The organism is Brevundimonas sp. AC546 (genome assembly GCF_979258305.1).
The window spans coordinates 2,346,226-2,367,180 of the sequence record NZ_OZ409849.1 but is presented as its reverse complement, the minus strand read 5'-3'; the positions used below and the strand labels follow the sequence as shown (position 1 = coordinate 2,367,180).

Genomic DNA, 20,955 nt, shown 5'->3' with positions numbered 1-20,955 from the left:
ATGTTTCCCGACGCCCTGCTGGACCGTTTCGCCGCTCCGATCCGCGCCCTGCCCGACAAGAAGCGCGCCCTGACGTGGCGTCTTATCCGCATCGTCCTGGCGCTGCTGGCTGGCGCCGGGACGGCCTTCGCCCATCCGCCGTTCGGCGTGCTGATCGGCCTGTTGGGCTATCCGTTGCTGATGATCCTGTCGGAGCGTTCGGACACGGTGCGCGGCGCCTTCTGGATGGGGTGGCTGGCGGGGTTCGCCTATTTCTTCGTCGGCTGCTGGTGGGTGGCCGAGGCGTTTTTCGTCAATCCCGAACAGGCATGGATGGCGCCCTTCGCCGCCAGCCTGTTGCCCGCCGGCCTGGGCCTGTTCTGGGGCGCGGCATGCGCCTTGTATCGTCGCTGGGCGCCGCTGGGCGCGGTGCGGGTGCTGTTGTTCGCCGCCCTGTTCTGCGCCGCCGAATGGCTGCGCGGTCATGTCCTGACCGGCTTTCCGTGGAACCCGGCCGGCGCGACCTGGCGTGCGGGCGGCGGCATGTCCCAGTTCGCCTCGGTCGTCGGCGTCTATGGGCTGAGCCTGGTGACGGTCGCCGCGACTGCGGCCTTTGCGCCGCTGATCGGACCGGGCGCCAAACGCAGTCGACTGATCTCCGCCAGCCTGGGCGCGCTGGCCCTGATCGCCGTCGGGACGTTCGGCGCCGTCAGGCTGGCGCAGTCGGACCTGCAGTTCACCGACACGGTCGTGCGGCTGGTCCAGGCCGATGTGAAGCAGGAGACCAAATGGTCGCCCGAGGCCTATCGCTCCATCGTCGATCGCTATGTCGCCCTGACGGGTCAGGCGGCGGCGCGAATACCTAATGTCGTGGTCTGGCCCGAAGGCGCCCTGCCCGCCTCGGCCAACGACGTCTTCGCCTCGGCCGACGCCCAGGCCATCGCCGACGCCTTGCGGCCCGGACAGACCCTGCTGATGGGTCTGGCGCGCGGCGAGGCGGACCCGACGACGCCGGACGGCGGTCGCTATTACAACAGCCTGTTCGCCTTGGCCGACGAAGGCGGGGCGGGCCTGAGGGTCGCCGCCGTCTATGACAAGCACCGGCTGGTGCCATTCGGCGAATATCTGCCGCTGGGCGGGATCATGACGTCCATCGGCCTGCGCAGCCTGGTGCATATGCCCAGCGATTTTGCCGCCGGGCCCACGCCGGCGCCGATTTCGATTCCAGGCGCGCCGCCGGCCCAGGTGCTGATCTGTTACGAGAGCCTCTATCCCGGCTTCACCCCCGGCGCGGCCGGGCGGCCCGAGTGGATCGTCAATGCGTCCAACGACGCCTGGTTCGGCGCCACATCGGGCCCGCGCCAGCACCTGAACCTGGCCAGCTATCGCGCCATCGAGACCGGCCTGCCTATCGCGCGGTCCACGCCGACGGGGATTTCGGCCATGATCGACCCCTGGGGCCGGATCGTGGACGGCGAACGACTGGACCCCGGCGTCATGGGGGTGATCGACGCGCCGTTGCCGCGCCCGACCGGGATCACGCCCTATGGCCGGTTCGGCGATCTTCTCTTCTTCCTGGCCAGTATAGCAGCGTTCATCTTATCCTTGTGGCCGTTGATTCTGCGATCTAAGGTTCGTTCGAATCGAGCAGCGATCTGATCAAGGGGGATGGAGATGGCGCGTGAGAAGGACGAGGATCCGCATCCCGTCGATCGCCATGTCGGCCGTCGCGTTCAGGAGAAGCGTCTGGATCTGGGCCTGACCCAAACGGCCCTGGCCAGGGCCGTCGGCGTCAGCTTCCAGCAGGTGCAGAAATACGAAAAAGGCACGAACCGTGTCTCGGCCTCGAAACTGTTCGAAATGGCCGACTTCATGAAGGTCGGGATTCCTTTCTTCTTCGACGGCTACGCCAGCGCCCAACCAGGCATGGCGGAAGAGGCGGCGCCTGCGTTCGACCACGAGCACAAGCCGACCAAGGCCAGCGTCGAGATCACCCGCCTTGCGCCGCGCCTGCCCCCACGCAAGCAGAAGCTGATCCTGGACATGATGCGAGACATGCTGGGCGACGAAGAAGTCTAGGCGACCGCGACGATCTCCGCCGACTGACCCGCCACGATCACCGCGTCGCCGACCCGCTTGCCCACGACGGCGCGGGCCAGGGGCGAGACATGGCTGACGGAGCCGGTCGCCGGATCGGCCTCGTCCTCGCCCACGATACGCCAGGTCTGGGCGCGGCCGTCCTCGCGTTCGATGGAGACGGACCCGCCGAACCGCACGGCGCCGTCGTCCTCGGTCGGCTCGACCAATTGGGCCGAGGCCCGCCGGGCGGCCCAATAGCGCAGATCGCGCGTCGCGCGCGCCATCGCCGTGCGGTCGCTCTCGATGGACCCCTTCACCTGGGCGGCGGTATAGGCGGCGCGCGCGGACGTCAGTTCGGCCTCGATCATCGCCAGACCCTGCGGCGTGACTAGATTGGGGTGGGGCGAGATTGGGCGGTCCGCCAAGTCGGCGGCGGTGGCCTCAAGATCTTCTTCGCGGGTGAATGCAACGCTCATGGTACGGAACATAGCGATGCGGGAAGCTATAGCCAGCGCCGCCGCAAGCGCGCAAAGCGACGCCATGCAACAGTCCCCTCGCCCGATGCCCTCCCGAACTGTCCATGTGATCGGCGCCGGTCCCGCCGGACTGATGGCGGCTGAAAGGCTGGCGCAGGCGGGGGCCACCGTCGTGGTGCACGAGCGGATGCCGTCGGTCGCGCGCAAGCTGCTGATGGCCGGGCGAGGCGGGCTGAACCTGACCCATTCGGAACCGCTGGATCGGTTCATGACCCGCTATGGCTCCGCTCAGCCGACGGCAGCCGCCTGGATCGATCGGTTCACACCGACCGACCTGACCGCCTGGGTCGAGGCCCTGGGGCAGGAGACCTTCATCGGATCCAGCGGCCGGGTGTTTCCCAAAGCGATGAAGGCCTCGCCCCTCGTGCGGGCCTTGCTGGCGCGGCTGAGCGAACTTAACGTCGATATCCGCACCCGGTCGCGCTGGACCGGGTGGCGCGACGGAGCGCTGGCGTTCGAGACACCGGACGGCGAACGACTGGAACGGCCTGACGCCGTGGTCCTGGCCCTGGGCGGCGCCAGCTGGCCGCGCCTGGGTTCGGATGGGGCCTGGGCGCCGTGGCTCGAAACGGCCGGCGCCGCCGTCACCCCTTTCCGACCCGCCAATGTCGGCTTCGACGTCGCCTGGTCCGCCCTGTTCCGCGACCGGTTCGCAGGCCAGCCGCTGAAGGGCGTCGCCGTCACCCATGGCGACCGGACCGCGCGCGGCGAGGCGATGATCGCCCGCTACGGCATCGAGGGCGGCGCCATCTATGCGATGTCCGCCGCACTGAGGACGGCGGTCGAGACGGACGGTCGCGCCGATATCCAGATCGACCTGAAGCCGGATGTGGCGGTCGGCAAGCTGACTGACCGGCTGTCGAAGCCGCGCGGCAAGGCCAGCTTGTCGAACCATCTGCGCAAGGTGGTCGGGCTCGATCCCGCCGCCGTCGCCCTGCTGTATGAAGCCGGCCCCCTGCCCGCCTCACCCCGCGCCCTGGCGGAACGGATCAAGGCCATGCCGCTGACCCTGACGGGCGTGCAGGGGCTGGAGCGAGCGATTTCGTCGGCGGGCGGCGTAGCGCTGGACGGTCTGGACGAGCGGTTGATGCTGGTCGCGCTGCCGGGCGTCTTCGTCGCCGGCGAGATGCTGGACTGGGAGGCGCCGACCGGCGGTTATCTGCTTCAGGCCAGCTTTGCTTCTGGCGTGGTCGCGGCGTCCGGCGTCATCGACTGGCTCGACAGCCGGGACTGAGAAAGGCAGGGTCGCCTGGTTCGATTAGGAGTTCCCCATGCGCCGCATCCTACCCGCCGTTTCAGTCCTGGCTCTGATGATGGCCTGTTTTCCCGCCCTGGCGCAGGAGGCCACGCCGAACATCGACGCCGCGCGAATGAACGAGTCGGTGCGGGTCCTGGCGTCGGACGAGTTCGAAGGCCGCGCCCCCGCCTCGCAGGGCGAGGAGAAGACTGTCGCCTGGCTGGTCGAACAATTCCGCGCTGCGGGCGCCGAGGGCGGCGGACCGGACGGCGCCTTCGTCCAGGTCGCCCATCTGTCGCGCACCCGCCAGGACGGCCCGGCGACCGTCGCCGCGACCGTCGGCGGCAGGACGATCAGCCTGGAGCGCGGTCCCGACGTGCTGGTGTCCAGCGACCGTCCGACCGACCACATCACCGTGACCGACGCGCCCGTGGTCTTCGTCGGCTATGGCGCGACGGCGCCGGAGCGCCAGTGGGACGACTTCAAGGACGTGGACGTGCGCGGCAAGGTCATCGTCGTCCTGGTCAACGATCCCGACTTCCAGGCCCCCGAAGGCGATCCCGTCGCCGGCAAGTTCGACGGCGCCGCCATGACCTTCTATGGCCGCTGGACCTACAAGTTCCAGGAAGCGGGCCGTCGCGGCGCCGCGGGCGTGCTGGTGGTCCACGAGACTGACGGCGCCGGCTACGGCTGGTCCACCCTGCAGAACTCGTCCGCCGCGCCCAAGTTCGACATCGTCCGCGCCGATCCCAACGCCGAGCGCGCGCCCTTCCAGGGCTGGATTCAGCGGGCCAAGGCCGAAGAGTTATTCACCGCCGCCGGTCTGGACTTCGCCGCCCTGAAGGACAGCGCCCGCCGCGCCGATTTCAAGCCCGTGATCCTGCCGGGCCTGACCATGAGCGTGGACTTCGGCCAGATCGCCGACAAGGTGGAGACAAAGAACGTCATCGCCCGCATTCCCGGCGCCGAACGTCCGGACGAGACCGTGATGTACGGCGCCCACTGGGACGGCTACGGCGTCGGCACGCCGAACGCTCAGGGCGACAAGATCTATAACGCCGCCGTGGACAATGCGACGGGGGTCGCCGCCCTGCTGGAGCTGGCCCACGCCTTCGCCGACGGTCCGCGCCCCAAACGGTCGGTCGTCTTCGCCGCCTGGTCGGGCGAGGAGGCTGGCCTGCTGGGCTCGACCTACTACGCCGCCAATCCGGTTTGGCCGCTGGAGACCACGGTCGCCAACATCAACGTCGACAGCCTGCTGCCGGGAACCGAGATCGACCCGAACGTCGTCGTCATCGGCAAGGGCAAGAACCAGCTGGACGACGTCCTGGCGCGCCACGCAACCCAGGCCGGCCGCACCCTGATCGCCGACCCGGCGCCCCAGGCCGGAGCCTTCTATCGCTCCGACCACTTCCCCCTAGCCCTGCGCGGAGTGCCGGCCCTATTCCCGGCGGCGGGCTTCACCGGCGCCAGCGCCGCCAGCCGCGACTATGTCCAGAACCGCTATCATCAGCCTACGGACGAATGGGACGCGACCTGGAAAATGGACGCTGCAGCGGCCGACACAGCCCTGATCTACGCAGTCGGACGCGAGCTGGCGGACAGCGATCAATGGCCGGAATGGAACGCGGGCGCCGAATTCGGCCCGGCTCGCGATACGTCGAAAGCGTCGCGGCGCTAGACCTTGATCGGTTGAGGAAGAATCGCTTCGCGATTCCGCTGAAGCCGTGAATCAAGGTCTCGCTTGAATCTGGAGCCTGATTCACCGCTACGTCGAAGCGCGAAGCGCTTCAACTCAAGCGGATCAGGCTCTAGAGTTCCAGCTGAAGCTCGGGCGCGGCGGCGGTGGTCGCGGCGCCCAGCGGCAGGTGCAGGATGAAGGCGGCGCCCTTGCCGGGCTCGCTTTCCACCTCGGCCCAGCCGCCGTGCAGCTCGACCAGCGCCTTGACCAGGGCCAGGCCCACGCCGGGCCCGCCCCGTTCGCGCCGCACGAAGCGGTCGAAGACGTGGGCCTGCAGGTGATAGGGGATGCCGCGCCCGGTGTCGGACACGGTCAGCCGGACCTCGGCTGCGCCGGTCTCGGCCTTCAGCTCCACCGCCCCGCCCTCGGACACGGCCCGGGCGGCGTTTTCCAGCAGATGATCCAAGGCCTGGCCGATGCGGTGCTCGTCCGCGCGGATCGGCTTGAGGTCGGTGGGACAGGAGATGGTCAGGGTGGCGCCGCGTCCCTCGACCCTCGCACGGACCTTTTCCGCCGCCTGGTTCAGCAGGTCGCTGACGCGCATGTCGCCCAGCGACAGCTCCATCTCGCCGGCGTCGATCTGGGCCATGTCCAGCACGTCGTCGATGGAGCGGGCCAGCTGGCTGGCGGCGACACGGATGGCGCCCGCGTGCTGGCGGCTGCGTTCGGGCAGGTCGCCCATGGTCTCCAGCAGTTCGGAATAGCCGACGATGGTCGTCAGAGGCGTGCGCAGCTCATAGGAGACGCTGCCCACGAACTCGCGTTTCAGCGCCTGGCTTTCAGCCAGGGCCTGTTCGCGTTGGACCAGGGCCTGTTCCAGCCCGCGCCGGGCGGTCACGTCCGAGAAGGCGACCAGGGTCGCGCCGTCCGGCAGGGGACGGGTCTGCCAGGCGGCGACGCGCCCGTCGACGGTGCGCCCCTCGCCCGAGATGGCGACGCGGCTCTCGGGATCGGGATCGGCAACGCGCGCCTTCAGCCCCAGCCACAGCGCCGGATCGGGCAGCACCGCCTTGCACAGTTCGGCCAGCGCGTCGAAGTCGGCCGCCCCCGAAATCCGGTCGCCCGACAGGTGCCAGAAAGTCTCGAACGCCTCGTTGTGCAGCCTCAGCCGACCGTCCGAACCGAACACGGCGACGGCGTCGTTCAGCTTGTCCAAAGTCGCGCGCTGGACCTGAATCTGGGCGTTGAACCGGCTACGCAGCTTCAGCTCGTCGGTGATGTCCGAGAAGATCAGCAATATGCCGCCCAGCGGGTGTGGCTGGCGCACGACGCGCAAGGTGCGGCCGTCCGGCAGGGACCAGCTGTCGTCGGGCGAGGCCTCTGACGCGCCATAGAACTCAAGCTCGCGCGTTTTCCAGCCGGCGTAATCCACCACCTCGGGCAGGCTGCGACGCTGGCGCAGGCGATCCAGCAGTTCGGCATGGGTCGGGCGTTCATCCAGCCAGGCCGCGTCGATGTCGAACAGGGTCTGGAAGGCGGTGTTGTGGAAGGCCAGTCGCTTTTGCGGGCCGAAGATGGCGACGGCGTCGGCCAAGTGGTTCAACGTCTCGTCATGGGCGTCGACGTGGCGGCGCAGGGTGTCGCGCGTTTCCTCCGCCTCGGTCACCTCAATGGCGAAAGCGGTGACGGCGCCGCCCCCCGCCGGTTCGGCGATGATGCGCCAGGCGCGGCGCGCCCCTCCGCCGGTCGTCCAGCGGAAGCCTTCCTGGCGCACGCCCAGGCGCGCGGCCTCGGCGACCAGGGCGTCGGCCCCGCGGTCGAACGACAGGCCTTCCTCAATGGCGGCGTCGATGGTTTCGGCGTTGATCTCGGCCAGCCAGGCGCGGTTGGCCCAGGCCAGCTTTCCGGTCCCATCCACGACCCAGGTCGGCATGGGCGAGGCGTCGCCCAGCATGGCCAGGCCGCTTTCGGTCGCATCGGCGCCGGTCAGGGTGAAGCGCGACGCGGGCGACAGCCGCAGCCAGGCGGACCCGCCCGCGACCCGTCCCTCGATCCGCCACGGTTCGACATCGTCCAGCGCGACCAGACCTTCGAACGCCTGGCCTGACTGGACCAAGGCCTCGATCAGGGCGTCATGGGTGATCTTGAGCTTGGTCAGGACGGCGGCGCCGACCTCTTCGCTGTCGCCCGCCAACCGCGCGATCAGTTCGGCCGAGCCGATGGGCGCGCCGGCCGCCTCGCCGTCCGGCGTCAGGGCCAGGCTGACGTCGTCGAAGGCGCGCAGCATGGCGTCGTGGCGGCTGAGGTCCGCCAGGGCCTCGACCCGCTCGCGCTCGGCCTGGACGGCCGTCTCGTTCAGCCGTCCGCGCAGCAGCAAGGCCCAGGCGCTGACGGCCATGGCCAGTCCGGCTGCGCCCGCTGTGGCGACATAGGCGATGTCGGCCTCGGCCATTCGTGTCCTTGGAGAGTCTCAGCCCCGATTCGGTAACCATACCCCAAGCGTGCGAAAAAGCGGCAGTCTCGTGATCGCGTCATCGCGCCCTGTTGCGCCGCCCCCTCGGGACCGCAATATCGCAGTCATGACCGACGCGATCGCCCCATCCCTCGACGACTTCGCCAGGCTGGCGCAGGAGGCGTTCGACGCCCTGCCGGGGCCTTTCAGACAGGCGGCCGGCGAGGTAGTCATCCGCATCGACGACTTCGCCGACGAAGCGACGCTGGCGGAGATGGAGATCGACGATCCGTTCGAGCTGACGGGCCTGTATCACGGCGTGGACATCGGGCGGCGCGACAGCCTGGGGCCGGCGGCCGAACCGTCGCGGGTCTTTCTCTATCGTCGCCCGATCCTGGACGAATGGTGCGAGCGCGGCGACGTGGGGATCGGCGAACTGATCGCCCACGTCCTGATCCACGAGATCGGCCACCACCTGGGCCTGACCGACGACGACATCCACGCCATCGAAGACGACGAGGACTGAAAGCCTACTTCACCGCCGGATAGGGCGTCGTCACCGCGCCGGAGATCATGCCGGGGATGGCCTCGCCCAGGCCCAGCAGGATGAACTGGATCGCCAGCGCGCACAGGATCAGGCCCAGCACCTTGACGATGATGGCCATGCCCACTTCGCCCAGCAGGCGGCTGAGCGAACCCGTCAAGGCGAAACAGACGAAGGACACGGCGCAGGCCGCCGCGATGGCGACCAGCGACCCCATGGTGCCGGCGTAGCCCAGCTTGGCCGCCTCGCCCGCCTGGATGATGACCGCCGAAATGGCGCCGGGGCCGATCATCAGCGGAATGGCGAAGGGCACGACCAGACGCTGGAAACGCCTGCGCGCATAGCCACGCACGTCCTTGGTGTCGGCGAGGGCGTCCTTGTCGGCGAACATGGCGAGGAAGTCGCCGCGCGCCATGTCCAGCCCCAGGAACAGCAGCAGAATGCCCCCGGCGATGCGGAACGCCGCCAGCGAAATGCCGAAAAACTGCAGCAGGCCCAGGCCCGTGAACAGGAAGAAGGCCAGGAAGACGGCGGCGAAGGCGCAGATCAGTGCCGAGACCGAAATCCGCTGGCGCAGCGTCGCGCCCGCCGTGGCGGCGGCGAAGATCGGCAGATTGCCGATCGGGTCCAGCAGGGCGAACAGGGTCACGAACAGGTTGACACCCAAATCGACTGCGTTCATCGCTTGTCCTCGCCCTCAATCCGTCACGCCGCATGCCGACGCGCCCCCACGGGTCCCGGCATAGCCGCTCAGCGCGAGTCCGTCGATGACCCAGACCAACACAGCGACGCCCAATCACGCACCTGACGAACGGATCATCTGCGCCCTGGACGTGCCGACGACGGCCGAGGCGGCTGCTCTGGTCGCGCGGATCGGGGATGCGGTCGGCTTCTACAAGATCGGGCTTCAGCTGTTCGCGGTCGGCGGCATGGACCTGGCGCGCGATCTGAAGGCGCAGGGGCGCCAGATCTTCTTGGACTGGAAACTGCACGACATCGGCGCGACGGTGGAGAAGGCGACGGCCAATCTGGCGAATGCCGACTGCGATCTGCTGACGGTCCATGCGCGGCCGCAAGTGATGGCGGCGGCGGCGCGAGGCGCGGCAGGATCAAGCATGAAGGTGCTGGGCGTCACGGTCCTGACCAGCCTGACCGCCGAGGACTTGAGCGCGGACGATCACAGCCTGTCGCCTGCCGAACTAGTCGAACAGCGGGTGCGTCAGGCGCTGGACGCCGGCATCGACGGTGTGGTCTCCAGCCCGCATGAGGCGGCTCGGGCGCGCGCCCTGGCCATCGAGGCGGGACGGCCGGACTTCCTGATCGTGACGCCGGGCGTGCGGCCGGTCGGGGCGGCGCTGGACGACCAGGCGCGGGCGGCGACGCCGCAGGCGGCGCTTGAGGCCGGCGCGAGCCATCTGGTCATCGGCCGGCCGATCACGGCCTCGGCCGATCCCCGCGCGGCGGCGCAGGAGATCGCACAGCAGATCGCCCTGATCTGAGACAGACCAGGGCGACCTTTTCGTCTTCGGTTGTCCTACCGCGAGGCGATCAGCCCCGCTCGCCCGGCTCCTGGGCATAGCCGTGGCGCGGCGGCGCGTGAGGCGCAGGCGCTTCCGGCGGCGGCAGATCGCCGTAATAGCCCTGCGGCGGGGGCGGCGGTCCGGGAATGGTGTTCACCTCCGGCGGGGCCACATAGATCTGGGCCGGGGCGACGTTGACCGGTGCGGACTGCACATAGACCGGCGACTGATCGACATAGACCGGACCGCCGGTCTCGATCTGCGGCGGCGCCATGTTCACCTGACCGGGCGCGACCTGGATGCGTTGCGGGCCGATATTGACCGGGGCCGACTGCACATAGACCGGGGCCTGATCGTAATAGACCGGGCCGCTCGTCTCGATCTGCGGCGGGGCCAGGTTCACCTGAGAGGCGGCGACCTGAACACGCTGAGGCCCGATGTTGACCGGCGGCGCCTGCACATAGATGGGCGGTTGCTCGATATAGGTGGGCGGGCCCATCTCGATCTGGGGCGGCGCGAAGTTCACTTGCGACGGGGCGACATAGATGCGCTGCGGCGCGACCTGCACCGGCGGGCCCTGGACATAGACCGGCGGCTGATCGACGTAGCGTTGTTCGTAACGCACGGGCGGACGGCAGTTGCAGTCAGCCGGGCGGCCCTGCTGATACGGACGCCAGCCGATATAGTCGCGACCGAAACCATAGACGGGATAGCCGACCGGGGCGCTGACCGGGGGACGACCGACCAGGACCGGGGCCGAGGTCACATAGCCGCCGCCGTATCCACCGCCGTAATAGCCGTCCGAATAGCCGCCGCCGCCGACATAGGTCGTGCCGCCGCCGACGTAACCGCGCTGGAAGCTGGACGAGCTGGAATAGGACCGGGCGTTGATCGCCGAATAGCTGGAGGCGCCGGCATAGGCGCCCGAGTTGGCATAGGCATTGGCGTTGGCGTAGGCGCCGCCGTTCACATTGACGTTGTGGTTAGCGTTATAGTTGCCGCCGCCGTAATGGCCGCCTCCACCGCAACCGCCGCCGCAGCCGCCGGGTTGGCCGCCGTGACCGCCGCCATAGCCTCCGCCGTGTCCGCCGGGACCTCCGGCGAGAGCGGGCGCCGCCGAAAGCAGCAGAGCCGCCGATGCGGCAGTGATTATCGACTGTATCGTCACGGGACAGACTCCTCTGAGTTGTCCCTGCACTGGCAAGACCGGCGCCTGTTTCTTAAGCTGTGGTTAACCGTTTTCCCCGCGGCGACAGGATCGGCGGGTCAGAAATCGACCGCCAGCCCCTTCTTCTCCCAGTCGCCGAAACGGGTCGGTTCGGGACCGGACGGGCCGCCGTACTCCGTGTCCGTCTGCACCGCCTCCTGGCGCGCGCGACGATCGGCCGCCTCCTGAAGGGCGCGACAGGCGGCCTCGCTGAGGGGGCGTTCGGGCGTGGCGTGGGGCACATCGGCGTTGAAGATGGGTCCAACAGAGGCCGCTTCGGCGTCGTTGTCCGGCCCGGGGGTGGGATGTTCGGTCACAGGGCGGCTCCCTTGAGGCTTGATGCGCCTTCTCTCAAATAGAGGATCAAACCCGTGACGCCAGACAGAACGGCCGGATCGGGGGACGGAACGCGATGAACCATCTGAAGACCTTCATCCTGCTGGCGGCGATGACGGCCCTGTTCGCAGGCGTCGGCTATATGATCGGACGAGGTCCGGGCATGGCGATCGCCCTGTTGCTCGCGGGCGGAATGAACTTGTTCAGCTACTGGAACGCCGACAAGATCGTGCTGAAGATGTACCGGGCCCAGCCGGTCGACGAGCAGCATCCCAACGCCGTGGTCCGAAACTACGTCGCCGACGTGCGCCAGATGGCCCGCGACGCCGGCCTGCCCCAACCCCAGGTCGCCATCATTCCCAACGACCAGCCCAACGCCTTCGCCACGGGCAGGAATCCCGAGAACGCCGCCGTCTGCGCCACCACCGGCCTGTTGGACATGCTGACGCGCGAGGAGGTGCGCGGGGTGATGGCGCACGAGCTGGCCCATGTGAAGAACCGCGACACCCTCATCATGACGGTGACGGCGACCATCGCCGGCGCGATCGCCGCCCTGGCCAACTTCGCCTTGTTCTTCGGCGGGGGCCAGGATCGCGAACGGCCGGGCGGCATCATCGGAACCCTGGCCCTGATGCTGCTGGCGCCCATGGCGGCCGGTCTGGTGCAGATGGCGATCAGCCGCGGCCGCGAATACGAGGCCGACCGCGTCGGCGCCGAAATCGCGGGCGACCCCCAGGCCCTCGCCTCGGCCCTGCAGAAGATCGACGCCTACGCCAAGCGGATCACCAACTCGACGGCCGAGCGCAATCCGGCCTCGGGCCAGATGTTCATCATCAATCCCTTGGCGGGACGCGGAGCCGACAATCTGTTCTCGACCCACCCGGCGACGGTCAATCGCATCAAGGCGCTGATGGAGCTGGGCGCGAAGATGGGGATGCAGCCCCGTCCGCGAACGCCTGACCTGACCCAGCCTCGCCCCGCCGCCGGCTTCACCACCTCGACCACAGGCGTTCCCGCGACCCCGACGGAACCGCGCGGCCCCTGGGGCTGATCGTCGCGGCCTGAACACGGTTTGCGGTTTGCACTCCGTCGTCGGATCGCCTCAGATGCGCCCCTGTTCAGCCATTGGGCTTTCTTGGGGAATCCATGTCGCGTCTGCTCGCCTTCGTATCCGCCGCCGCCCTTCTCGCCACGCCCGTCGCCGCCCAGTCCGTGGACCGCGTCGCCGTCAACGGCATCATCGACCAGGGGCTGAACCACAGTCAGGTGATGCAGACCGCCGCCTATCTGACCGACCGGATCGGCGGGCGGATGACCAACTCGCCCCAGATGCGCGAGGCCGAGCGGTGGGCCCAAGCGCAGTTCACCGACTACGGCCTGTCCAATGTTCGGGCCGAAGGGTTCGAGTTCGGTCGGGGCTGGTCCATCGTCCGCTCCAGCGCCCGCATGACCGCGCCGCGTCCGCTGGATCTGCGCGCCATTCCCGTCGCCTGGACGCCCTCGACCAATGGGACGATCAGCGGCGGCGTCATCGTGGCCCCGATCGCCAAGGTCGAGGACTTCGACAAATGGCGCGGCAAGCTGTCGGGCAAGATCGTCATGCTGTCTCAACCCGGCACGGGGTCGGAGCCGACCGAACCGGCCTTCCGCCGCTGGACCAGCGCCGAGCTGGCCGAGCGCAACGTCTATAACCAGCCGCAGCATTCGCCAGCCGCCATCGAACGCTCGCTGAAGACCGTCAACTTCGCCAATGAACTGGACGCCTTCCTAGTCGAACAGGGCGCTTTGGCCTGGGTGCGAATTTCCCAGCGTGACGGCGGCCTGCTGCACGGCACGGGCTACACCTATCAGGTCGGCGCCACGCCGAAGCTGGCGGGGATGGAGCTGGCGGCGGAAGATTATCGTCGCCTGGCGCGCCTGGCCCTGACCGATGCGCCGCCGACGCTGGAGCTTAACAGCGAGGTCCGGTTCCACGACGAGGACGTCAACGCCTACAACATTTTAGCCGACATCCCCGGCACGGCGCGCGGCAGCGAATACGTCATGGCCGGCGCCCACCTGGACAGCTGGGTCGCCTCGGACGGCGCCGTGGACAATGCGGCGGGCAGCGCGGTGGTCATGGAGGCGGCGCGCATCCTGAAAACCCTGAACGTGCGGCCCAAACGCACCATCCGCTTCGCCCTGTGGAACGGCGAGGAACAGGGTATCCTCGGCTCGCTGGCCTACGTCGATCAGCATCTGGCGACGCGGGCGGCGTCGAACGACCCGGCCTTGGCGGGCCTGTCGAACAATCGCACCTGGCGCAGCCGCTGGCCCGTCGAGCCGCGCGCGGGCTATCGCGACCTGGTCGCCTATTTCAACCTGGACAACGGCTCGGGCAAGATCCGCGGCATCAACGCCGAGGGCAATGTCGCCGCCGTCCCGATCTTCCAGGAATGGCTGGCGCCCTTCGCCAGCATGGGGGCGACGACCGTATCCCTGCGCAACTCGGGCGGCACCGACCACGTCTATATGCAGACGGTGGGCGTGCCCGGTTATCAGTTCATCCAGGACCCGCTCGACTATTCCAGCCGCCTGCACCACACCAGCATCGACAGCTACGATCACCTGAAGGCCGAGGACCTGCGTCAGGCGGCCGTCATCCTGGCCAGCTTCCTGCTGAACGCCGCCAACCGCGACGAGCCCCTGCCGCGCATGCCGCTGCCGACCCAGCCGACGCCGAGCGACCCGTTCGAATACCCGGTGGACTAAAAGATCGCCCTACCCTCTCCCATAGGGAGAGGGCTTGAGCACCCGAGAGCGTAGCGATCGATCTTGGTGCGAAAGGGTGAGGGGTTACGCTGTGCGACGCAATCAGCACCGTAACCCCTCATCCGGCCCTTCGGGCCACCTTCTCCCTATGGGAGAAGGGCTTCGTTTATCGGATCACACGCGCTCGACGCACATGGCCACGCCCATGCCGCCGCCGATGCACAGGGTGGCCAGGCCCTTCTTCGCGCCCGAACGCTTCATCTCGAACAGCAACGTCGTCAGGATTCGGGCGCCCGAGGCGCCGATGGGGTGGCCGATGGCGATGGCGCCGCCGTTGACGTTGACCTTGGCCGGGTCGAGACCCAGCTCCTTGACCACGCACAGGCTCTGGGCCGCGAAGGCCTCGTTGGACTCGACCAGGTCCAGGTCGGCGACACTCCAGCCCGCCTTCTCCAGCGCCTTCTTGGACGCCGGGATTGGCCCCGTGCCCATGATCGACGGATCGACGCCCGCCGTGGCGTAGGAGGCGATGCGGGCCAGCGGCTCCAGCCCGCGCGCCTTGGCCTCGTCCGCGCTCATCAGCACCAGGGCCGCCGCGCCGTCGTTCAGGCCCGACGCATTGGCGGCGGTGACGCTGCCGTCCTTGGCGAAGGCGGGCTTCAGCTTCTGCATCAGCTCCAGCGTCGCGCCGTGGCGGATGTATTCGTCCTTGTCGACGGTGACATCACCCTTGCGGCCGGGAATGACGACGGGAACGATCTCGTCGTCGAACTTGCCGGCGTTCTGGGCCGCCTCGGCCTTGTGCTGGCTGGCGAGACCGAATTCGTCCTGGGCCTCGCGGCTGATCGACCATTTGTCGGCGATGTTCTCGGCCGTCTGGCCCATGTGATAGCCGTTGAAGGCGTCCCACAGGCCGTCCTTGATCATGGTGTCGACCAGGGCGACATCGCCCATCTTGTGTCCGTTACGCAGCTGTTGCGCGTGCGGCGCCTGGCTCATGCTCTCCTGGCCGCCGGCGACGACGATCTTGGCGTCGCCGAGCGCGATCTGCTGGGCGGCGATGGCCACGGCGCGCAGGCCCGAGCCGCAGATCTGGTTCAGGCTCCAGGCGGCGGCCTCCTTGCGCACCCCGGCGCCGACGGCGGCCTGGCGCGCCGGCCCCTGACCCGCTGCGGCCTGAAGCACATGGCCCAAGATCACCTCGTCCACCTCGTCGCCCGAGACGCCGGCCCGCTCCAGCGCCGCCTTGATGGCGATCTCGCCCAGCTTGGACGCCGGCAGGGATGACAAAGCGCCCAAGAAAGAGCCAACGGGCGTGCGGGCGGCGGAGACGATGACGACGTCGGTCATGGGATTTCACTCACTGCAGAATAATCGTGCGTGGCCGTTTTGCCGCATTGCAGGGCGTTCGTCACCTGCGACGACGTGATCGCGGTCGGATTCAGCCAATCGTCACCCTGTCGGCGCATTGTCGCGGAACGATAGACGCGATCCACGGATTGGAAGGGCTATGCTCCGCACGCTGAAACGTCTCGTCACCCACGTCTGCACGCCGGACGAGTTGGACATGATCGAGCACTATCCGACCCGCGCCGAGAAACTGGCGGACCTGTGGGTCCATGTCGTCGGCCTGATGCTGGCGGCGGTCGGCGGGATCATCCTGGCGGGACTGGCGGGCGTCTATACCGGTATCGGCGGCGTCATGGCGACGGCCATCTACGCCCTGTGCCTGGTCGGCATGCTGACGGCCTCGACCATCTACAACTGGACCAATCCCTGCGCCGCGCGGCCCGTGCTGCGGCGGCTGGACGAGGCGGCCATCTTCCTGATGATCGCCGGCAGCTACACCCCCTTCACCACCCAGCGGTTCGAGGGCCTGTGGGCCATCGGCTTCACCACCCTGATCTGGACCCTGGCCTTCATGGGCGCGGGCGTGAAGTTGTTCGCGCCGCGCATCTCGGACAAGTTCTGGAGCGGCGTCTATGTCGTCTTCGGCTGGCTGGCGGTCGCGGCCCTGAAGCCGATGGTCGAGACCGTCCACCCCGTCGCCCTGGCCCTGCTGGTCATCGGCGGCTTGATCTACACCGTCGGCGTCTTCGTCTTCGTCAGCCCGCGCGTGAAGTTCCGCCGCGCCATCTGGCATGGGTTCGTCGTCACCGGCGCGACCGTCCACTGGACGGCGGTGCTGGTCGGCGTCGTCCTGGCCCCGGCCATGAGCCACGGCTGATCCGTCCGCACACTTTCTGTGGGGGGCGCGCATTGACGCCCCCTCTGGCGCTTCGCGGCGCAAGGGGGGATAGTGATGCGTTGCAACATCGCGAGAACAAGCGTGGCTGACGAAAAAACCAAGGGCGGAAACAAGAACGAGGCGAACGCGGTCGTCATCAAGAAGTATGCGAACCGCCGTCTCTACAATACGCGGACCAGCGCCTATGTGACGCTGGAAGATCTTGCCGCCATGGTGCGCGAGGGGGTCGATTTCGTCGTCTATGACGCCAAGACCAACGACGACCTGACGCGCCAGATCCTGACGCAGATCATCTTCGAGGAAGAGAGCCGGGGCGAGGCCCTGCTGCCTGTGCAGTTCCTGCGTCAGTTGATCGGCTTCTACGGCGGCTCCATGCAGGGGGTTCTGCCTTCCTATCTGGAGATGTCGCTGGCCAACTTCGGCCGCCAGCAGGAACAGTTCGCCAGCCAGGTCGGCCGCGCTTTCGGCGCCGGCTCGGGCGCGACCCTGATCGAGGAGACGGCCAAGGCGAACATGGCCATGTTCGAACGCGCCATGCAGATGTTCCCGGCCTTCGGTTATCCGCGCGCCGAACCGGCGGCGACGCCCGAAGCCAAGGCTGAAGCTGCGCCGCCGGCCGAGGCGCCCGACGCCCTGGACGAAATGCGCCGCCAGATGGACGAGATGCGCCGTCAGATCGACAAGCTGGCGGGCGGCAAGCCCAAATGACCGACCGGGTCCAGGCTGTGGGCGGGCCGGAGCGCGTGGATCGTCGCGAAGGCGACCGCCGTGAACGCGAGCGCCGCGAACGCTCGGCCTCGCGCGCCCTGGTGCCAGTCGATGCGCCCGAGGTCGTCGAGCCCCAGCCTGCCCCGGCAAGAGCTGCCGTCCCCCCGGCGCCGGAACCCGGCGCCGCCGCCTTCGTCGCCCAGCAGATGGGCCAGACCGGACAGAAGCGTGGCCTGCGCGGCGGCCCGCCGGTGCTGGATGCTGCCCGCTCAGCCTATCTCGGAGCCGAATATTCCGGCGCGGCCGAGCGTCGTCCGGCGACGGGCAAGACGGCCAAGACCGACATCTGATCCGGCGGCACAGGGTTTGCTGGAGGCGAGGCAGAACGCCTTCAGCCGGACCCGCCCATGCCCGCCGTCTTCGCCCTCGCCGCCAAATTCCTCGACGTCGCCGTGGTCGCCCTGATCTTCACGGCATTTTCTTAGGGCCTATCGGCCTTCGGCCTACTTGAGGCCGAAAGCGATCCAAGCCCGACGGTGACGGCAGGGATTAGGTCCCGAAATCGAAATCCTTGCGGGACGAGATGATCGTCACGATGAAGCCGGCCAGAACGTCCAGCAGGATCATGATCACGATCAAAAAGAAGGTCGAGGTGGCGAACCCCGGCAGCAGCAGGAACTCCACCAGCACGGCGATGAACAGGATCATCGACAGGGCGTGATTGATGATGGCGACCCGCTGGCTGGAGGTCGACTTCACCAGTTCGAAGAACAGCAGGATGAGGCCCAGAAACAGGATCAAATCGCCCGAACCGATGGTCCACTGCGCCCCCGACGTCATGGTGATCGAGAACAGCGGATCGCGCAGCAGGGCGTCCGCCTGCACCACGCCCGCGCCGCTGGAGCCACCGAACAGCACCACAATATTGTAGAGCACCACGGGGATCAGCAGCAGCGGAATGGCGATCAGCATGGTCGGTCCTCCTCGCAGCCCGCCCGACGGCTACGCCTGTTCATCATGAATAGCCTCGTTTGCGAATCGTCGCCACAGCAAGGCTTCAGCCCCTGGGGAACCCACCCGCGCGACTGAGCGCCGACGGCGCCGGCCGACCGATGGCCTCGCCGATCCAGCGGGCCGCAGCGATCAGGGCGTTCAGGTCATAGCCCGTCTCGAACCCGCCCCTCGTCAGCATATAGACCAGGTCCTCGGTGGCGATGTTGCCCGTGGCGCCCGGCGCGAACGGACAGCCGCCGATGCCGCCTACGGACGCGTCCAGCACGTCGATCCCGGCCTCGACCCCGGCATAGGCGTTGGCCAGGCCGGTGTTGCGGGTGTCGTGGAAATGCAGACGCAGGGTCGCGTCCGGTGCAGCGGCCCTGGCCGCCTCGACCTTGCGCGTCACCGCCCAGGGATCACCGGCGCCGATGGTGTCGGCCAGGCCGATCTCGCCCACGCCCATCTCTGCGATGGCCCCGACCATGTCCGCGACCTGATCCACCGAGACCTCGCCGTCGAACGGACAGCCCCAGACGCAGGAAATCATGGCCGACAGCGACGGCGCACCCTCCGACGCCTCCGCATTGTGCCGCCGGGCGACGACCTCGCCCAGCATCACCAGTTGGTCCTTCACCGCCAGCCCCTGGTTCTTCAGGCCGAAGCCGTCCGTGGCCGCGACCGAGACATTGACCTCGTCCACCCCGGTCGCCAGCGCCCGGTCATAGCCCTTGCCGTTCAGAACCAGGCCGATGCGGCTGCGGCCCGCCTCATGCGGCAGGGCGGCCATGACCTCTTCGGCGCCGGCCATCTGCGGCACATATTTGGGATGGACGAAGGAGACGGCCTCGATCCGTTTCGCCCCAGCGCTTTCCAGCCGTCGCACCAGATCGGCGCGGACGGCGGGCTCCAGCACGGCCTTCTCGTTCTGCAGCCCGTCGCGCGGACCGACCTCGACGATCTGGATGAAGCGGCCCATCACGAGCCTCCCGCGCCAGCGCCCGACCCGTTCCGGGGGGGCGGCGCATAGACGGTCAGGCTGACCTCGTCCCCGCCCGAATAGTTGAAGCCGTTGACCATCCCGACCGCGCGGCCCGAGACGCCCAGCCGCGCCGCCGCCGCCCGGAAGGCGTCGGCGTCGCGCCCCTCGACGATGGCGGGACGTCCTTCGGCCAGGGCCTGGGCCGCGCCCTGCGCGTCGGTCAGATCGGTGTCGCGTCCGGTCAGGAAGACGAAGCTGGGTTCATGGAAGCCCGTGATCGCCACCGGACCCGGCGTTCGGCCCTGGCGCGGATGCAGGTCGGCCGCCTCCAGCGCCTTTTCAAGCTGAGGCGCGACGGCCAGGGGCCGCAGCTGCCGGATCGTACCGGCCAGGGCCGCATGGGCCACGATGCCGAAGGCCAGCGAGGCGACCAGCGCCGCCACCGGCGCCCGGTTCAGCAACAGGAAGCCCCCCATCGCCCCCGCCGCCAGCGCCATGACCACGGTCAGCGCCGCCCAGGTCTGGGCCGTCGAGGTGCCATAGACCGTCAGCCCATAGACAGTGATGCCGATGACCAGCAGGGCCGCAAACGCCGCCAGGACCGCGCCGGTGATCCTCGACACCTTGCCGATCGGCTGGGCCAGGGCTGCTGCGGCCAGCAGGGCCAGCGCCCCAAAGGTCGGCAGGGTGTAGTGCCACAGCTTGGTCGGAGCCAGTTCGAACATCAGCCAGCCGGGAACCAGCCAGCAGACCAGGAACCGGATCGCCGGCTCGGCCCGCCGGCTCCACCCCGTCGACACGGCGGCGGGCAGCAGCAGGGTCGAGGGGAAGAACAGCAGGGGCGCCAGCAACAGGTACATGCCGGGGAAGCCCGAGTGGCTTTCGTGGGCGCCGGCGATCTTGGGCGCCAGGTCGCCGCCGATGGCCTCGCGCCAGAAACCGCCGTCGGTGGCGATGGTGATGGCGATGGCCCACGGCCCGACCATCAGCGCGACCAAGGGCAGCCCCCAGCCCCAGCCGAGGCGATAGAGCCATTTGACGTTCCGGTCCCAGATCGACAGGGCGATGATCGCCAGGGCCACGACCAGAAGCCCGATCGGTCCCTTGATCAGGATCGACAGCCCGATGCCGATCCAGAACAGCAGTTTGTGCGGTCGGATCGGTCGTTCGCCGGCCTTGGTCGCCATATAGATGCGCGCCAGCGCCGCCATGGCCAGGGTGGTCGCCCCGCACAGCATGGCGTCGGTCTTGGCGATCCCAGCCTCTGTCGACAGCAGGAAGGTGGCCCCCATGATGGCTCCGCCGAAAAAGCCGACCCGACTGCCCAGCATGGCCGACCCGGCCCAGGCCACGGCCCAGGCCGCCAGCATGGCCCCCAGCAGGGACGGGATGCGATAGGGCGCGATCTCGCGGTTCTCGACATCCGAGGTCAGCCCCACGGCGACGGCCTGCATCCAGTAGATGCCGACCGGCTTCTTCCAGCGCGGCTCGTCCTGATAGCGGATGTCGACGTAGTCGCCGCTTTCCAACATCTGGGACGTGGCCTGGGCGAACCGGCTCTCGTCGCGGTCCAGCGGCGGCAGCAGCAACAGGCCGGGCAGGCCGGCGATCAGCGTCAGCAGGGCCGCGAGGACCGGGCCTCGCCAGCCGGCGATGCGGCCATCCAGATCAAAAGTCTTCATTCCAGACTCCTTACACGGCG

Annotated in this window: 20 protein-coding genes; 11 read left to right on the top strand and 9 right to left on the bottom strand. The window is 68.4% G+C overall.

All coding sequences use genetic code 11. The features are described from left to right. Complete coding sequence (lnt, locus tag ACZZZD_RS11615; RefSeq protein WP_463435199.1) at positions 1-1,638, top strand: apolipoprotein N-acyltransferase; 1,638 nt, start codon at positions 1-3, stop codon at positions 1,636-1,638. 15 nt (positions 1,639-1,653) lie between these two features. After that, positions 1,654-2,058 carry a helix-turn-helix domain-containing protein gene (locus ACZZZD_RS11610; RefSeq protein ID WP_463435198.1) on the top strand — a complete coding sequence of 135 codons (405 nt, stop codon included), beginning with the start codon at positions 1,654-1,656 and terminating at the stop codon, positions 2,056-2,058. Here ACZZZD_RS11610 and greA read toward each other — a convergent pair. After that, positions 2,055-2,534, bottom strand: a complete 480-nt coding sequence (gene greA / locus ACZZZD_RS11605) for a transcription elongation factor GreA (RefSeq protein ID WP_463435197.1) — start codon at positions 2,532-2,534, stop codon at positions 2,055-2,057. The genes ACZZZD_RS11610 and greA overlap by 4 nt on opposite strands. Before the next feature lie 85 nt (positions 2,535-2,619). Between greA and ACZZZD_RS11600 the strand changes: the two genes are divergently transcribed. Together ACZZZD_RS11600 and ACZZZD_RS11595 are read left to right on the top strand one after the other, a co-directional pair. Continuing rightward, entirely contained in the window at positions 2,620-3,828 is a 1,209-nt protein-coding gene (locus tag ACZZZD_RS11600) for a BaiN/RdsA family NAD(P)/FAD-dependent oxidoreductase (RefSeq protein WP_463435196.1), read from the top strand. Between the two features lie 37 nt (positions 3,829-3,865). Beyond that, entirely contained in the window at positions 3,866-5,512 is a 1,647-nt protein-coding gene (locus ACZZZD_RS11595) for a M28 family metallopeptidase (RefSeq protein WP_463435194.1), read from the top strand. A gap of 130 nt (positions 5,513-5,642) precedes the next feature. Here ACZZZD_RS11595 and ACZZZD_RS11590 read toward each other — a convergent pair whose 3' ends face one another. After that, positions 5,643-7,964, bottom strand: a complete 2,322-nt coding sequence (locus tag ACZZZD_RS11590; protein WP_463435192.1) for a sensor histidine kinase — start codon at positions 7,962-7,964, stop codon at positions 5,643-5,645. 127 nt (positions 7,965-8,091) lie between these two features. Between ACZZZD_RS11590 and ACZZZD_RS11585 the strand changes: the two genes are divergently transcribed. Continuing rightward, the gene (locus ACZZZD_RS11585) at positions 8,092-8,490 is read left to right on the top strand and encodes a metallopeptidase family protein (protein WP_463435190.1); all 399 of its coding nucleotides are present in this window, start codon (positions 8,092-8,094) and stop codon (positions 8,488-8,490) included. Between the two features lie 4 nt (positions 8,491-8,494). Here ACZZZD_RS11585 and ACZZZD_RS11580 read toward each other — a convergent pair whose 3' ends face one another. Next, the gene (locus ACZZZD_RS11580; RefSeq protein WP_463435188.1) at positions 8,495-9,190 is read right to left on the bottom strand and encodes a MarC family protein; all 696 of its coding nucleotides are present in this window, start codon (positions 9,188-9,190) and stop codon (positions 8,495-8,497) included. Positions 9,191-9,275: 85 nt separating this feature from the next. Here ACZZZD_RS11580 and pyrF point away from each other — a divergent pair, with 85 nt between their 5' ends. Beyond that, on the top strand, positions 9,276-10,007 hold the full coding sequence (pyrF, locus tag ACZZZD_RS11575) for an orotidine-5'-phosphate decarboxylase (RefSeq protein ID WP_463435186.1): 732 nt from the start codon (positions 9,276-9,278) through the stop codon (positions 10,005-10,007). A gap of 49 nt (positions 10,008-10,056) precedes the next feature. Here the strand turns inward: pyrF and ACZZZD_RS11570 are convergent, their stop codons facing one another. Further along, entirely contained in the window at positions 10,057-11,196 is a 1,140-nt protein-coding gene (locus ACZZZD_RS11570) for a hypothetical protein (protein WP_463435184.1), read from the bottom strand. A gap of 98 nt (positions 11,197-11,294) precedes the next feature. Then, complete coding sequence (locus ACZZZD_RS11565; RefSeq protein ID WP_463435182.1) at positions 11,295-11,552, bottom strand: DUF1674 domain-containing protein; 258 nt, start codon at positions 11,550-11,552, stop codon at positions 11,295-11,297. A gap of 95 nt (positions 11,553-11,647) precedes the next feature. Here ACZZZD_RS11565 and htpX point away from each other — a divergent pair, with 95 nt between their 5' ends. Beyond that, positions 11,648-12,622, top strand: coding sequence for a zinc metalloprotease HtpX (gene htpX / locus ACZZZD_RS11560; protein WP_463435180.1), 975 nt, complete (start codon positions 11,648-11,650; stop codon positions 12,620-12,622). A 95-nt stretch (positions 12,623-12,717) separates the two neighbouring features. Continuing rightward, positions 12,718-14,322 carry a M20/M25/M40 family metallo-hydrolase gene (locus ACZZZD_RS11555; protein WP_463435178.1) on the top strand — a complete coding sequence of 535 codons (1,605 nt, stop codon included), beginning with the start codon at positions 12,718-12,720 and terminating at the stop codon, positions 14,320-14,322. A 174-nt stretch (positions 14,323-14,496) separates the two neighbouring features. Here ACZZZD_RS11555 and ACZZZD_RS11550 read toward each other — a convergent pair whose 3' ends face one another. Further along, positions 14,497-15,672 (bottom strand): acetyl-CoA C-acetyltransferase, encoded by a 1,176-nt coding sequence (locus tag ACZZZD_RS11550; RefSeq protein ID WP_463435176.1) that lies wholly within the window; start codon positions 15,670-15,672, stop codon positions 14,497-14,499. Positions 15,673-15,832: 160 nt separating this feature from the next. Between ACZZZD_RS11550 and trhA the strand changes: the two genes are divergently transcribed. From trhA to ACZZZD_RS11535, 3 genes are all read left to right on the top strand, one after another. Continuing rightward, on the top strand, positions 15,833-16,549 hold the full coding sequence (gene trhA / locus ACZZZD_RS11545; RefSeq protein ID WP_463435174.1) for a PAQR family membrane homeostasis protein TrhA: 717 nt from the start codon (positions 15,833-15,835) through the stop codon (positions 16,547-16,549). A 102-nt stretch (positions 16,550-16,651) separates the two neighbouring features. Further along, on the top strand, positions 16,652-17,278 hold the full coding sequence (phaR, locus tag ACZZZD_RS11540) for a polyhydroxyalkanoate synthesis repressor PhaR (RefSeq protein ID WP_463435172.1): 627 nt from the start codon (positions 16,652-16,654) through the stop codon (positions 17,276-17,278). Further along, positions 17,275-17,628 carry a hypothetical protein gene (locus ACZZZD_RS11535; RefSeq protein WP_463435170.1) on the top strand — a complete coding sequence of 118 codons (354 nt, stop codon included), beginning with the start codon at positions 17,275-17,277 and terminating at the stop codon, positions 17,626-17,628. Before phaR ends, ACZZZD_RS11535 begins: the two co-directional genes overlap by 4 nt. A 199-nt stretch (positions 17,629-17,827) precedes the next feature. Here the strand turns inward: ACZZZD_RS11535 and ACZZZD_RS11530 are convergent, their stop codons facing one another. From ACZZZD_RS11530 to ACZZZD_RS11520, 3 genes are all read right to left on the bottom strand, one after another. Further along, on the bottom strand, positions 17,828-18,250 hold the full coding sequence (locus ACZZZD_RS11530; protein ID WP_463435168.1) for a hypothetical protein: 423 nt from the start codon (positions 18,248-18,250) through the stop codon (positions 17,828-17,830). Positions 18,251-18,335: 85 nt separating this feature from the next. Continuing rightward, complete coding sequence (locus tag ACZZZD_RS11525; protein WP_463435166.1) at positions 18,336-19,250, bottom strand: hydroxymethylglutaryl-CoA lyase; 915 nt, start codon at positions 19,248-19,250, stop codon at positions 18,336-18,338. Then, positions 19,250-20,935, bottom strand: a complete 1,686-nt coding sequence (locus ACZZZD_RS11520; protein ID WP_463435164.1) for an ArnT family glycosyltransferase — start codon at positions 20,933-20,935, stop codon at positions 19,250-19,252. The genes ACZZZD_RS11525 and ACZZZD_RS11520 overlap by 1 nt, the downstream gene beginning before the upstream one ends. Positions 20,936-20,955: the final 20 nt, after the last annotated feature.